This window comes from Bacillus cereus group sp. N8 (assembly GCF_016483685.1).
Classification (GTDB): Bacteria; Bacillota; Bacilli; order Bacillales; family Bacillaceae_G; genus Bacillus_A; species Bacillus_A proteolyticus.
The window spans coordinates 276,128-291,022 of sequence record NZ_JAEHBK010000004.1 but is presented as its reverse complement, the minus strand read 5'-3'; the positions used below and the strand labels follow the sequence as shown (position 1 = coordinate 291,022).

Genomic DNA, 14,895 nt, shown 5'->3' with positions numbered 1-14,895 from the left:
TGTTTACACTTAACAAACCGTAAGTTCCAGTCGATTTTTCTGACGAAGATGATGTGAAAAGTGCATAGAAATAAGCTGGAACCATTCTGTTGCATTTAAGTAACCAAGCCCAGGGTGTTCGACTTTACAATTATTTGAAATAGAAGTAAGTGTTGCTTCGGTATTTTTTACAATTGTAATTAATTCTAGAAATTGTTTCTGCACTTCTTCTTTGTTAGTTGGGTTTTCAGGTGTATATCCTGGATGACCTGGCACTTTGATTTGTATGTCCGGGAAAGCCCCCAGTATATATACTTTTTCACCCATATCCGTTTTTTTGTTAGCTACAGATGGTGTTTCAGTTTTACATTTATCGATTGCATTTAATTGCATGTATGTGGAGGCAACTAAATGATTATACATTTGACCGAGGGACCATTCCTCACGAGAAGGCTTCGTCCTAAATTGTTCTATAGAGTATTTTTCTAATTCCTCTATGTAATACGTTGCTAAACTTTCGAATTTCTCTAACATAACAGTACTGTTCATATTGTTATCCCCTTTTTATGAAAATGTATTTGTTAATATCTACTATAAAGGAGGGCTGCTGACAACATTATGTCAGTAGTGAAATGGAAAAATTAAAGTTTTAACATTTTTTTTACTTCATCATATATTTTCTCAGAAAGAATTTTTGGCTCTAGTACTTGCACTTGGCTTCCCCAGCTTGATACCCATTGAAATACTTCGTCTATGCTTCTTGATTTCAAAAAGACGTGAAAACCATTATCTTTATGCTCGTATGAATCTATAAAAAAGTATCGTGATTCAATAATTTTATGCGCAATGTGGGCTGGGAATAATAAATGGATTGTAACAGTACGATTGTTTTCAGGTTGATAGTCTTGTAAGGAAAAGTCTTTCGGTTTTGTAAAAAATTCTTGTTCTTGCTGTAATGTATCCATACGGTCTAAGCGAAAATTACGTATTTGTTTTCGCAGTAAACAATGAGCAACGATGTACCAAATTCCTGAAATGTTGACTAAACCGTAAGGATGAACGGTACGTTTTGTTTTTGTAGTTTCTCTCGGTTTACGATATGAAAAAGAGATAGATTGCTCTCTTTGAATAGCTTCTTGTAATAAGAAAAGTTGGCTCTCTAGTTTTTCTTGCTCGGCTTGCTGGTTTGAAAATATAGGAGAAAGGAAACGGAAAGTTCCTCGCAATTCCTCAATTTTCTTTTGTTGATCAGTAGGGAGGACTATCTCAAGTTTCTCTTTTGCCGATTGCGCATGTACAGAAAAAGAAGAGGTGAAAGCTTTCTCAATATAATCACCGCCCAATAAAAGAGTAACGGCCTCTTCTGGCGTAAGCTGAATGGGTGGTAAGAAATAACCATCCATTAATGAATAGCCGTGACCAGGCATTGAAAAAATGGGAACGCCGGATTCGCTGAGTGCGTCCATATCTCGATAAATAGTGCGTATACTTGTCTCAAATTTTTCAGCTAAGCTTTGTGCTGTGACAGTTTGTTTTCTTTGTAATTCAATTAATATAGCTAATAAACGATCCGTCCGATTCATGAAATATCATCCTTTATTTTATAAATATTCTTATTGTAAAATTCTAAAAGTAGTGTGTGATTTCCTTCCATTAACAGACTTTTCCCTATGTATAATATTAATATAGTAAAATCATAACAACCTATATTGCAGTTTCCAATAATATACTATATAATCAGGATAAGAAAACGTTTTCATGCAAAGGGGGAAAATTTCGTGTCGACTATCGAGGACGTGGCGAAATTAGCGGGGTTATCAAGGACAACGGTTTCTAGGGTGATTAATAATCATCCATATGTTTCAGATGAGAAGAAAAAAAGGGTTCAATTAGCAATGAAGCATTTAGGCTTCGTTCCTAATTCTGCGGCGAGAAGGCTTCGTAAACAAAAAACGGAAACAATTGCGGTGCTAGTTCCAAGGATTACAAATCCTTTCTTCAGTAGATTTATTGAAGCAATCGAGATTGCTGCTTCTGAACATAAATATAAACTGATTATTTGTCAAACAAGATATTTACCGGAAAAAGAGATGGAGTATTTACAATTATTATCTACGAAACAAGTAGATGGGATTATTCTATGTTCACTAGAAAATCCGTGGGAAGATGTAGAGCCATACTTACAACACGGTCCAATCGTGTTATGTAATGAATATATTGAGGAAGCAAATGTTCCAACAGTGAAGTTTGATCATGCGCAAGGAGCATACATAGCTGCCAATCATGTATTAGAACAAGGCTATCGTAATCTTATTTTTTGCCGTGGTAACGAAACCAAAGTTGTTAGCCAGCAGCGAAAAATGGGCTTTTTACGCGCTATTACTGAAAAGAGTAGAGAAGTGGAAGCGATCGATTTTCTTGAAAACGCTTTCTCTTGGGATGATGGAAAAAGAATATTCCATGAAGTATTAAAGGACAAAAAAAATCCTACCGCGATTTTGGCAGGAGGCGACGAGGTTGCAGCTGGAATTATCTCAGAGGCGAAACGCCATAATTGGAGTATCCCAGAGGATCTCGCTGTTATCGGTTTTGATAATCAAATTTTATCACAGATTACAGAGCCAGGTATTACGACAATTGAACAGCCAATCGATGAGATGGCTCGAAAAGTTGTCGACTTAATGATGGATAAAATCCATACGAAAAATTATCGAAAAAAAGAATTGTATGAGTTTGAACTGGAGCTCTTGGTGAAAGGTTCAACGATGAAGGATACGATGTTATTAGCCTAGTAGACTATGTCTGCTAGGTTTTTTTATGTTCACAAACTACTATTCTTCGTGAACGCAATCGTCACATTTGTTATGGTATGCTTCGTGCTGCTCATCAATTTCTTTCCCGCAGTGTGCACAAGTTTTCGTCGGTAAATTTCTGAAAAACTCCATTGGTTGATCGATCATGTCAATCCCTCCATTTCCATTTCTTACTATCATTGTATTAGTACAAAAAACAAAAGTCAACAACTGTTTTATAACAAAATTGAAAATTAATGAAAAAGTTTAGGAAATGGATTATAGTTAACAATGTAGGATGTACGTAAAACATGCATTCCTACTCGGTTTTAGAAAGGATGGATACATATGAAAATGACTGTTGTCGGCTTTTGGGGCGGCTTTCCAGAAGCGGGAGAAGCAACGTCGGGGTATTTGTTTGAACACGATGGTTTTCGTTTACTTGTAGACTGTGGCAGTGGTGTATTAGCACAGCTTCAAAAATATATAACACCATCTGATATAGATGCAGTTGTACTGTCGCACTATCATCACGATCATGTTGCAGACATTGGGGTATTGCAATATGCGAGATTAATTACGAGTGCCACAAAAGGACAACTACCGGAGTTACCAATATACGGTCATTCGTTTGATGAGAACGGATTTAATTCTTTAACGCATGCACCGCATACGAAAGGAATCGCGTACAATCCAGAAGAAACACTTCAAGTTGGACCGTTTTCCATTTCATTCTTAAAAACTGTTCCATCCTGTTACATGCTTTGCGATGCGCATTGCAGCGGGTGATGACGCTGTAGTATATAGCGCAGATTCAAGTTATATTCCTGAATTTATTCCGTTCACAAAAGATGCTGATCTTTTCATTTGTGAATGTAATATGTATGCACATCAAGAAGCAGCGAAAGCAGGGCACATGAATAGTACAGAAGTAGCAAGTATTGCGAAAACTGCAAATGTAAAAGAACTTTTATTAACGCACTTACCGCATACAGGCAATCCATCTGATTTAGTAACAGAAGCAAAACAAACTTTCAGTGGCCACATTACGCTTGCGCATAGTGGTTACATCTGGAATTCATGAGGTGATATGATGTTATTTATTGATAATAAAGGGATTACAGATCCTAGAATAAACTTAGCGATTGAAGAATATTGTGTGAAGAATTTAGATATTAACGAAACATATTTATTGTTCTACATTAACGAACCTTCAATTATCATTGGTAAAAACCAAAACACAGTAGAAGAAATTAATGCAGATTACGTAAAAGAAAAAGGTATTCATGTCGTTCGTCGTCTATCAGGCGGAGGCGCAGTATATCACGATTTAGGAAACTTAAACTTCAGCTTTATTACGAAAGATGATGGAGATAGTTTCAGCAACTTCAAAAAATTCACAGAGCCTGTAACGAAAGCGCTTAGTAAATTAGGCGTAAATGCAGAGCTAAGTGGTCGTAACGACATTTTAGCTGAAGGTAGAAAAATTTCAGGTAACGCGCAGTTCTCAACGAAAGGTCGTATGTTCAGTCATGGTACGTTACTATTTGACTCTGAAATCGATCACGTCGTATCAGCGTTAAAAGTAAAAATGGATAAGATCCAATCAAAAGGAATTAAATCAATACGTAGCCGAGTTGCGAACATTACAGAGTTCTTAAACGAAAAAATGACGACAGAAGAGTTTAGACAACTTCTTCTAGAAACAATTTTCGAAGGAGAAACAGAAATCCCAACGTACGAATTAACAGAGAATGATTGGAAAGAGATCCATAAACTTTCTGAAGAGCGTTATCAAAATTGGGACTGGAACTACGGAAAATCACCGAAGTTCAACTTACAACATTCACACCGTTTCCCAGTTGGACAAGTTGACGTTCGCCTTGAAGTGAAAAAAGGAACAGTAACAGAATGTAAAATTTACGGTGATTTCTTCGGATCACTAGATGTTCATGACATTGAAGAACGTCTAACAGGCATACAATTTGATAAAGATGCATTCGCTGTAGCTTTAGAAGGCGTAGATATAGTGCGCTACTTTGGTAATATTACAACAGAAGATTTCTTACATTTATTCTTCTAAAAATGAGAGAGGTTGTCATAAAAGGGCAACCTCTTTCTTTTTGTTTAGGTTGTCAGGATTTGTCGGTAAATCGATATATCTGGAAAATCGCCGATAAAAATGGAGTTGCGCTGATATATCTGGAAAATCGCCCATATAATTTTATTTACCACAAAACATAAAATCACAGGACATCTGCCCCTTACAAAGGAATATATATATTCAAAAGGAGGCACGGATCGAAATGAAAAGGGTAATGTCCGTTGTATTATTGCTCAGCTTAGTCATCGGCATGACAGCTTGTAACGATGAAACGTCCTCAAGTCGCACACTTTTATCTATTGGAAAACCAGCGAAAGATAATGTTATATATTTTACGCATACAGATAACAGACGAAAGATACAGGAAATACAAAACATGTTTCAAAATAAGAAGTGGAAAAGAAATGAAACATTCAGCACTGTTAATAAAACACCAGATGTCGTCTTTTCAATAGATGAAGACAATACAGGGTTACCGACATTATATGTTACGGTTTATTTTCATGAAGATGGAGCGGACGCTCTTAACTTGCACGGGGAGCATACGACGTTAAATAAAGAGGAACTTAATAAACTTAGAGAAAAGATGAATGCATATTATCCTAAAATGATTTCTGTACTAGTTTAATAATTTGCTGGTAAGTGGAATTCCCTTATCCTTCCAAAGAAATTCAACAGAAGATGCTCCGTGTATATGCAGTTAATAGAATATCACTTGCCACTTTAATTTTCTTTTAATATAATTAATTTAGAATTTTTAAATATTCTAAATTTTATAAAGGTGGGATTTGTGTGAATCTCGTTCAATCTTTGGCTGAAACGGCAAAAAATAAGGGGGATAAACCGGCGTACATATTTATGGATCAGTCGGTCTCATATGACCAATTAAACAAAGTGGTCACTAGGTTTTCTAGCAATTTAGCAAAAATGGGCATTGGAAAAGGGGACAATGTCGCATTAGCTGTAGGCAATTCACCACATTTTTTAGTCGGTTTATACGGAACGATGAAAGCCGGAGCAACTGTCATTCCGATTAATCCAATTTATACAGCAGATGAAATACATTATATTTTACAAAATGGAGATGTAAAAACAATCATTGTACTCGACGTCCTTCTACCTGTTATACAATCTCTTACAACAAGACTTCCTTCACTTGAAAACATCATCATATGCGAAACCTCATCAGATTTTACTCATATAGAAACCGAAAAAATGAAAACGTTTACTAGTCTTATAGGAACTGGAGATATAACTTACGCAGGTCCTGAACTAGATGAAGAAGATGTAGCTGTTATTTTATACACTTCAGGTACAACTGGAAAGCCAAAAGGCGCTATGTTAACTCATAAAAATTTATATAGTAATGCTAGCGATGTTGCGTCATATTTACAATATACTGCGGACGATCGCGTCGTTGCAGCATTGCCGATGTTCCATGTGTTCTGTTTAACTGTTGCGGTAAATGCGCCGATTGTGAACGGGGCAACGATTTTAATGGTACCGAGGTTCAGTCCGAAAGAAGTATTCCGTATTTGTCGTACGTATGAACCAACGATTTTTGCTGGTGTACCGACGATGTACAATTATTTATATTTATTTGAAGAAGCAAGCGCAGAAGATGTGAAGACGCTTCGTCTCTGTATTTCAGGTGGTGCATCAATGCCTGTTGCCCTTCTGAAAAACTTTGAACAACGTTTTGATGTTATCGTTTCAGAAGGATACGGATTATCAGAAGCATCACCAGTTACTTGTTTTAATCCGTTAGATCGTCCTCGTAAACCAGGTTCGATTGGTACAAATATTTGGCATGTAGAAAATAAAATTGTAAATGAACTTGGGGAAGAAGTACCTGTCGGTGCAGTTGGGGAGTTAATTGTTCGCGGACCTAACGTTATGAAGGGTTACTATAATGCGCCAGAAGATACAGCTGCGACACTTAAAGATGGCTGGCTATATACAGGTGACTTAGCGAAAATGGATGAAGAAGGTTACTTCTATATCGTCGATCGCAAAAAAGATATTGTTTTAGTTGGTGGTTATAACGTATACCCTCGTGAAGTAGAAGAAGTATTATATACTCACGATTCGGTAGCTGAAGTTGTTGTAATTGGCGTTCCTGATGAAAACTTAGGAGAAGCAGTTCGAGCTTACGTCGTTCTGAAACAAACGAACGTAACAGAAGAAGAACTGATGCATTACTGTACGCTACATTTAGCGAAATATAAAGTACCAAAGAGCATTGAGTTTTTAACAGAATTGCCGAAGAATACAACTGGTAAATTGTTAAGAAGAGCTTTGAGAGAGAAGGCATTGCAAGTATAAAAATAAAGGTATTCATCTCTATGACTAAGTGTTATAGAGGTGGATATCTTTTTGTTTTTTAGAATTGACTAAGCTATAAGCCCATATATTTAAAACGTAATATGACTAATACGGAGGGGATATGTATGGAGCAGAAGGAATTACGATTACGGAAAGTGCAATATCTCATTTGTGACATTATGGATGAAATGAATATGGAGAGTGAGAAGAAGAACTTAGAAACATTGCAAAAGGTAATTGATCACCTTTCAGGAGCGATTGGGGATTTAGTTGATCCATCGAGTACGTATTCGTTGGACTATTTAGAGAGAAAAGTGCATACTGCTCATTATTTATTGTTTAAAAATGATCGGAAAGCATATTTGTGTAATAAATAGGTATTATTCGTTTAATTTTTTTATTTGACGTTGATAATCATTATCAATATGATAGGGATGTTGGGTATATTCATATAAAGAGAGAGGTCATGTTGATAATGATTAAAAAAAAATATATTAATGCATTCGTTATAGCAACAACTTTAGTAGTTCCATTTAGCGGTATTATGGCACCGATTGCGAAAGCTGATGCAGCGGTTGAAATGAAGGTAAATAGTAAACTTGCAGATGGTACATACGATGTTATTTTTAAAACTTATAAAGATCAAACAAATGAAACATCGGTTGCTTCAACATATTTAAAAAATGCAAAAGTAACAATTCAAGGTGACAAAAAAATCGTTACGTTAACAGTGCAAGATAGTAGCTATTTCCAGTATCTTAGAGTAGAAGATACTAATAAAGTAGGGACATTCCATGATGTGAAAGTGATCTCTGAAGATAAAACAAATAATGGTACGAAGGTTGTTCAATTTGAAATCGATGAGTTCTCGAAAAAATATAATATGCAAATGCATATATTAATTCCAGCAATTAAATATGATCATAAATATCAAGTGCAGTTTGAAATCGATGCAAGTACAATTGAAAAGAAATCTAAGTTCTCAGATGTACCGACTTGGGCACAAGAGTCAGTGCAATATTTAGTAGACAAAGAGGCAGTACACGGTAAGCCAGATGGTACATTTGCCCCCGCTGAAAATATCGATCGTGGTTCAGCAGCAAAAATATTAGCTACTGTTTTAGGGTTAGAAATTAATAAAGATGCGAAGCCATCATTCCGCGATGCTCAAAATCATTGGGCTACACCTTACATCGCAGCAGTTGAAAAAGCTGGTATTGTAAAAGGTGATGATAAGGGTAACTTTAATCCGAGCGGGCTAATTAACCGTGCATCAATGGCTTCTATGCTTGTAAATGCATATAAATTAGAAAGAAATGAAAATATTAAACTACCAAAAGAATTTGCTGATTTAAAAGATCATTGGGGAGCGAAGTATGCCAATGTTTTAATTCAAGAAAACATTTCAGTTGGAACAGATAATGGCTGGGCTCCTGATAAAGCAGTAAGCCGTGCGGAAGCAGCACAATTTATTGCAAAGACAGATAAATTGAAGAAATAAAATGAAATGAAAATCAGTGAGGGACTATCCTCGCTGATTTTCATTTATTAAGAAAAAACAAATTCCAAGTTGACACATATGAATTACGGAATTAAAATGAAAAGAAATCAAACAGAATACAATAGAAGCTCATCAGAGAAACTGAAGGCGCACAATGTTCACTTTTGTGAAGAAATTGTGTGCCTTTTTCTATTGTACAAACTAAGGGGGCTTTATATATGAAACAGTGGGGTAAGACAGCATTTATGAAAAGTACAGGTGTTTTATTATCAGCATTTGTTCTTTTATCAGGGTGTGGTTCGGCAACATCCACTAGTAATTCTGAAGGAGGCGGGGATAAAAAGACGGTTGAGCTTTTAAATGTTTCATATGACCCGACTCGTGAGTTGTATCAAGACTTTAATAAAGACTTTGCGAAGTATTGGAAAGAGAAGCATGGTCAAACAGTAAATGTAAAACAATCACACGGGGGATCTGGAAGTCAGGCACGCTCCGTTATTGACGGTTTAGAAGCGGATGTTGTAACGCTCGCACTCGCTTATGATATTGATGCAATTAGTAAGAAGAAACAATTAGCAGAAGATTGGCAGAAGCGACTTGCGGATAATTCTACTCCGTACACATCAACAATTGTATTTCTTGTGAGAAAAGGAAACCCGAAAGGAATTAAAGATTGGGATGATTTAACGAAAAAAGGTGTGTCTGTCATTACACCGAATCCAAAAACATCTGGAGGAGCACGTTGGAACTATTTAGGTGCATGGGGATATGCGCTGAAGAAGTATGACAATAGTGAAGACAAGGCGAAAGAGTTTGTCGGCCAAATTTATAAAAATGTAGAAGTATTAGATTCAGGGGCGCGGGGGGCAACAACAACTTTCGTTGAAAAAGGAATTGGTGATGTGTTAATCGCTTGGGAAAATGAAGCGTTATTATCACAAAAGGAACTTGGAAAAGATAAATTTGAAATTGTAACACCTTCGATTAGTATACTTGCCGAGCCACCAGTAGCAGTTGTAGACAAAGTCGTTGATAAAAAAGGAACGAAAAAAGTAGCAGAAGGATATCTTGAATATTTGTATTCAGAAAAAGGGCAGGAAATTGCGGCGAAAAACTTTTATCGCCCTCGTAACGAGAAAGTAGCAGAAAAGTACGCATCACAATTTCCGAAAGTTCAATTATTTACAGTAGATGAACTATTTGGCGGCTGGAAAAAAGCACAAGAAAAACATTTTAATGATGGCGGCGTATTCGATCAAATGTATAAAAAATAAGGGGGGATGAGGTGACGTTATATGAGGAAAAAGCGAGTCTTACCAGGGTTTGGATTATCTCTCGGATTTACAATGCTGTATATGAGTTTATTCGTACTTATACCACTTTCTATCGTATTTATTCAAACTTCGCAGCTAGGCTGGAAGAAATTTGCTGGGGTTATAACGAGTGAGCGCGTGTTGCATTCCTATCAAGTAAGTCTCACAACCTCACTTGTAGCGGCAATCGTAAATGCCATTTTCGGTTTATTAATTGCTTGGGTACTCGTTCGCTACACATTTCCAGGGAAGCGGTTATTAGACGGACTAATCGATTTACCATTCGCTCTTCCGACTGCAGTAGCTGGTATTACACTTACGACGCTTTATGCGGAAAATGGCTGGGTTGGAAAAATATTTAGTGTGTTTCATATAAAAGTAGCTTTTACCCAGCTCGGCATTATTGTGGCGCTTACGTTTATTGGCTTACCATTTGTCGTCCGAATGGTGCAGCCAGTACTGCAAAGTATTGATAAAGAAGTAGAAGAAGCAGCTTCTAGTTTAGGGGCGTCACGCTTCCAAATATTTGTGAAAATCATTTTGCCAGAAATATTCCCGGCTCTACTTGCTGGTTTTTCACTCGCCTTTGCGCGGGCGTTAGGGGAATATGGATCTGTCGTGTTCATTGCAGGTAATATGCCAATGAAAACAGAAATCGCACCGCTTATGATTATGACAAAACTAGAACAATATGATTATGCAGGTGCAACAGCTGTAACGGCTGTGATGCTTATTATTTCTCTTCTTTTCCTACTACTTATTAATATGATTCAAACTTGGAGTAGAAGGCATGAACTGAAAAGCGAATAGGAGGGGAGAAAATGGAACCAACATTATTAGAAAAGAAACTAGTAAAAAGCGTATCAGCTAAAAAAGAATCTAAGTTTGTACCAATTCTATTCATTACGATAACAATTTTATTTTTATCTCTCTTTCTATTACTGCCGCTCGTGACAATTTTTATGAAAGCATTCGAACGAGGAATTGATGTATATATTGCCGCTGTAACAGATCAAGAAGCATTTTTGGCAATCAGGTTAACACTTCTCGTTGCATTAATTGTTGTACCACTGAATACGATATTCGGAATAGCAGCGGCTTGGCTTATTACAAAGTTTCAGTTTAAAGGAAAGCAACTATTATTATCTCTTATTGAACTGCCGTTTGCAGTATCACCAGTTATCGCGGGGTTAGTGTTCGTTTTACTTTTTACACCTCGTGCTGCTTTTGGCGGATGGTTATTGGAACACGGGATAAAATTCATCTTCTCTGTCCCTGGCATTATCATTGCGACGATATTTGTTACGTTCCCGTTCGTTGCGCGTGAATTAATCCCGGTTATGCAGGCGCAAGGGAAAAGTGAAGAAGAAGCAGCTCTATCACTTGGCGCAAGCGGCTGGAAAATGTTTTGGCGAGTGACATTACCTAATATAAAATGGGGCCTTTTATACGGCATGATTCTATGTAATGCCCGCGCTATCGGTGAGTTCGGAGCAGTTTCCGTTGTGTCTGGTCACGTACGCGGCGTTACAAATACGATGCCGCTTCATATTGAAATTTTGTACAATGAATATCAATTTTCAGCAGCGTTCGCTGTGGCGACTTTAATGTCACTCATCGCAGTTTTTACGCTCGTTATAAAAAACTGGATTGAATGGAGAATGGAAAAACGACAATAAGGGGTGAGTGCGGTGAGTATTCAAATTCAAAATGTATCAAAACAATACGGTACATTTCAAGCGCTGACAGACATTCATTTGGATATTCCAAAAGGTGAACTGGTCGCTTTATTAGGCCCATCAGGTTCTGGGAAAACGACGTTATTACGAATTATTGCAGGACTAGAAGAAGCGGATCAAGGTGCCATTTCATTTGATGGAGAAGATTTAACAAATATTCATGTGAAAAACCGGCAAGTCGGTTTCGTCTTCCAGCATTATGCACTTTTTAAACATATGAATGTGTTTGAAAATGTCGCTTTTGGTTTAAAAGTAAGAAAGAAAAGTGTAAGGCCCTCAGCAGAAGTAATAGAAGAAAAAGTAACAGAACTATTGAAACTAGTAAAAATGGATGGTTTCGCAAAACGTTACCCGGCGCAATTATCTGGTGGACAACGACAGCGTATCGCACTAGCTCGGGCACTTGCAGTAGAACCGAAAATTTTATTACTTGATGAACCGTTTGGTGCACTTGATGCGAAAGTACGAAAAGAATTGCGAAGGTGGCTCCGAAAACTACATGACGAATTTCAAATTACGAGCGTATTCGTAACGCATGATCAAGAAGAAGCGTTAGACGTTGCGGACCGCATTGTCGTGATGAATGAAGGGCGCATTGAACAAATGGGAACGCCGGAAGAAGTGTATGAAAAACCAGCAAGTCCATTCGTATATGACTTTTTAGGAAATGTAAACTTATTTCACGGTCGCGTTCATAAAGGTAAGCTAAATGTAGGATCGGTGGAACTAGAAGCACCAGAGCATAAGCACGTTTCAAACGTAGACGGAGTGGGATACGTAAGGCCACATCACCTTTCAATCGCTCGTACGAAAGAAAAAGTGGATGCCATTCCGGCGAAAGTAACATACTCACACGCAGTTGGCCCTGTCGTATATGTAGAATTGAAGCGCGACGGAACAGATGAATATTTAGAAGCAGAAATTAGTAAAGAGCAGTTCAGAAAGCTCAACATTCAAACGGGTGAGTTTGTATATGTACATCCGAGAGAAGTGAAAGTGTTTATTCCGGAGGATTTTGTGATTTAAGAGAGCGAAAATTAACTTGGATTAACAGCAATCTATTAATAAGAGGAGGTCTCCTAAGATATATTTGGGAGGACTTCCTCTTTGTTTGTTGCGATAACTTTTTTTATATGAAATGTAGTGGGAAGTTTGTTATAGATATATGGAAACACAACAGAGAAATCTATCATGTTTGGCGGTAAAACACAAACACACAAATATGAATATGATGTAGATAATAAAAATACAGTGTATATCGATGCGTTAAATCGCCGTATTGAACACACATATGATGAAAATGCAAACAAGATTAAAACAAAAATGCCAAATGGCTCGATTTTAGAGTCTGTATATGATACAGCAGATCGCGTCGTTGGAGAAAAACGCAATGGAAAAGATTCATTTACATATGAACGTGATCAAAATGGACAAGTTACGAAAGTCAAAGACCATGTTAACGGTGTAGAACGCACAAAAACATACGATAAGGCAGACCGCGCGACAAGTGCAACGGATAGCCGAGGTGGAAAAATTGACTGGGCGTATCATGACAAAGCAAACAGTAAGACAGAAAAACTAAAAGAACAAACAGTAACGCAAGGCGGATACACAAATAAAGTATCGTATGACTACAACACGTTAGATCAAAACATTCGTGTGACAGATGGTTCTCAAACGTATCGCTTTGATTATGACGATCAAGGAAATGTTCGTACGTATACAGCCGGAAATGGTTCGGGTTCTACTCTCAACTATGACCATGCGAACAAAATTAAAGATTTAGTAGTAGGTACGTCAAATAGTATTCTACTTTCTGAACGATATGAATATGACCAATCGGGTAACCGTAAGAAGATAAAGCATGAAAGTACAGGCGGAAAAGTAACAGAAACAAATTTTGTATATGACCCGATTAACCAACTATTAAACGAGGCATTACCAAACGGGACAAGTAAATCATACACATATGATGGATTTGGAAACCGTACGAGTGTTAAAGTTGTAGAGAACGGAAAAGAAACAAAATCTATAGCGGCAACATTCAATGAAGGAAACCAGCTTGTAAAGTTCGGAAACGAATCGTTAACATATGATGCGAATGGAAATCGTACATCTGATGGGAAGTACAAGTATACATGGAATGAACATGACCAGATTGTAGCTATCACAAAACAAGGTGAAAGCAATGCATTCGCAACTTATAAATATGATGATGATAATCGTCGTATTGAAAAGAGTGTAAATGGTCAAGTAACACGTTACTTCTATGAGGGAGATAGTATTAATCCGTTGTACGAGACGGATGGTAGCGGAAATGTACTTCGTCAATATGTATACTCAACAAGTGGCGCGCGTCTAGCAATGAAGTCAAAAGGACAAATGTTATACTACCACTCTAATCCTCGTGGTGATGTTGTTGCGATGACAGATCAAAATAAAGAAGTTGTAGCAACGTATGAATATGATGCATGAGGTAACGTATTAAAGAGTGATACGAAAGATATCGCAGCAGACAATCCATTTGGATATGCGGGATACATGTATGATAAAGAGATTGGCATGTATTACTTGATTGCTCGTTACTATAATCCAGAGCATGGTGTGTTCTTATCGGTGGATCCTGGCCCGGGTGATGAGGGATGATCTGATTACGATGAATGGGTATACGTATGCGGATAATAATTCGGTAATGAAGGTTGATCCTGATGGGCATGTAGCTTGGTGGGTTGGTAGTGCAGCAATTGGTGCTGGTTTTGGAGTAGCTAAATATTTATACCAAAACAGGAATACTGGATATACTTGGAAAGGTGGTTTGGAAGCTGCAGGGAAAGGTGCTTTAAGTGGCTTGATTTCTGGTGGTGTAGGGAGAGTGTTTGGGTTTATAACTCCTATGCAAGGGGGGATAAGAGTAGTGAAAAAAACTATTCAAGGAAGGGGGCGAATCCCGTTTAAACAAGCAGGACGTAACGTGTCTCGTTTTATTGGAAACCCGAAAAAACACTTTGAAAGGCTTCCAGGTGCACGATTAGAAAGGCTAGCTAAAGCGAAGAAGAATTCTACAAAAGCAAAGTTAATGCGTATTTCTAATGCGATAGGAAAGCGTAAATAAATTTAAGAAGGAGAATTTAGGATTGGTAGA

13 protein-coding genes and 2 pseudogenes are annotated in these 14,895 nt (G+C 37.4%); 12 read left to right on the top strand and 3 right to left on the bottom strand.

The genetic code is table 11. The features are described 5' to 3' along the window. Positions 1–9: 9 nt before the first annotated feature. Positions 10–528 (bottom strand): DinB family protein, encoded by a 519-nt coding sequence (locus JDS80_RS09905; RefSeq protein WP_199638257.1) that lies wholly within the window; start codon positions 526–528, stop codon positions 10–12. A gap of 92 nt (positions 529–620) precedes the next feature. Then, a complete protein-coding gene (locus JDS80_RS09900) occupies positions 621–1,562 on the bottom strand; it encodes a helix-turn-helix transcriptional regulator (protein ID WP_199638255.1) in 942 nt (313 codons plus the stop codon). Between the two features lie 195 nt (positions 1,563–1,757). On the opposite strand from JDS80_RS09900, the gene JDS80_RS09895 reads away from it, so the two are divergent. Next, positions 1,758–2,771 (top strand): LacI family DNA-binding transcriptional regulator, encoded by a 1,014-nt coding sequence (locus tag JDS80_RS09895; protein WP_071744567.1) that lies wholly within the window; start codon positions 1,758–1,760, stop codon positions 2,769–2,771. A gap of 39 nt (positions 2,772–2,810) precedes the next feature. Here the strand turns inward: JDS80_RS09895 and yhfH are convergent, their stop codons facing one another. Then, positions 2,811–2,939, bottom strand: coding sequence for a protein YhfH (yhfH, locus tag JDS80_RS09890; RefSeq protein ID WP_000567010.1), 129 nt, complete (start codon positions 2,937–2,939; stop codon positions 2,811–2,813). Positions 2,940–3,119: 180 nt separating this feature from the next. Between yhfH and JDS80_RS09885 the strand changes: the two are divergent. From JDS80_RS09885 to JDS80_RS31240, 11 genes and pseudogenes are all read left to right on the top strand, one after another. Continuing rightward, a pseudogene (locus tag JDS80_RS09885) lies at positions 3,120–3,855 on the top strand (MBL fold metallo-hydrolase). Positions 3,856–3,864: 9 nt separating this feature from the next. Further along, on the top strand, positions 3,865–4,854 hold the full coding sequence (locus tag JDS80_RS09880; protein WP_071744569.1) for a lipoate--protein ligase: 990 nt from the start codon (positions 3,865–3,867) through the stop codon (positions 4,852–4,854). A 223-nt stretch (positions 4,855–5,077) separates the two neighbouring features. Further along, complete coding sequence (locus tag JDS80_RS09875) at positions 5,078–5,503, top strand: hypothetical protein (RefSeq protein ID WP_071744570.1); 426 nt, start codon at positions 5,078–5,080, stop codon at positions 5,501–5,503. Between the two features lie 164 nt (positions 5,504–5,667). Beyond that, positions 5,668–7,200: a long-chain-fatty-acid--CoA ligase gene (locus JDS80_RS09870; protein ID WP_199638253.1), complete on the top strand. Its 1,533-nt coding sequence runs from the start codon at positions 5,668–5,670 to the stop codon at positions 7,198–7,200. A gap of 125 nt (positions 7,201–7,325) precedes the next feature. Then, the gene (locus JDS80_RS09865; RefSeq protein WP_060749789.1) at positions 7,326–7,577 is read left to right on the top strand and encodes a hypothetical protein; all 252 of its coding nucleotides are present in this window, start codon (positions 7,326–7,328) and stop codon (positions 7,575–7,577) included. Positions 7,578–7,675: 98 nt separating this feature from the next. Further along, a complete protein-coding gene (locus JDS80_RS09860; protein ID WP_199638251.1) occupies positions 7,676–8,701 on the top strand; it encodes an S-layer homology domain-containing protein in 1,026 nt (341 codons plus the stop codon). Positions 8,702–8,919: 218 nt separating this feature from the next. After that, complete coding sequence (locus JDS80_RS09855) at positions 8,920–9,975, top strand: sulfate ABC transporter substrate-binding protein (RefSeq protein ID WP_071744573.1); 1,056 nt, start codon at positions 8,920–8,922, stop codon at positions 9,973–9,975. 21 nt (positions 9,976–9,996) lie between these two features. Continuing rightward, positions 9,997–10,824, top strand: coding sequence for a sulfate ABC transporter permease subunit CysT (gene cysT / locus JDS80_RS09850; protein WP_199638249.1), 828 nt, complete (start codon positions 9,997–9,999; stop codon positions 10,822–10,824). A gap of 11 nt (positions 10,825–10,835) precedes the next feature. Then, entirely contained in the window at positions 10,836–11,693 is an 858-nt protein-coding gene (cysW, locus tag JDS80_RS09845; protein ID WP_199638247.1) for a sulfate ABC transporter permease subunit CysW, read from the top strand. A gap of 12 nt (positions 11,694–11,705) precedes the next feature. Further along, positions 11,706–12,779: a TOBE-like domain-containing protein gene (locus tag JDS80_RS09840; protein WP_199638245.1), complete on the top strand. Its 1,074-nt coding sequence runs from the start codon at positions 11,706–11,708 to the stop codon at positions 12,777–12,779. 225 nt (positions 12,780–13,004) lie between these two features. Then, positions 13,005–14,865: pseudogene (locus tag JDS80_RS31240) on the top strand (RHS repeat domain-containing protein). Positions 14,866–14,895: the final 30 nt, after the last annotated feature.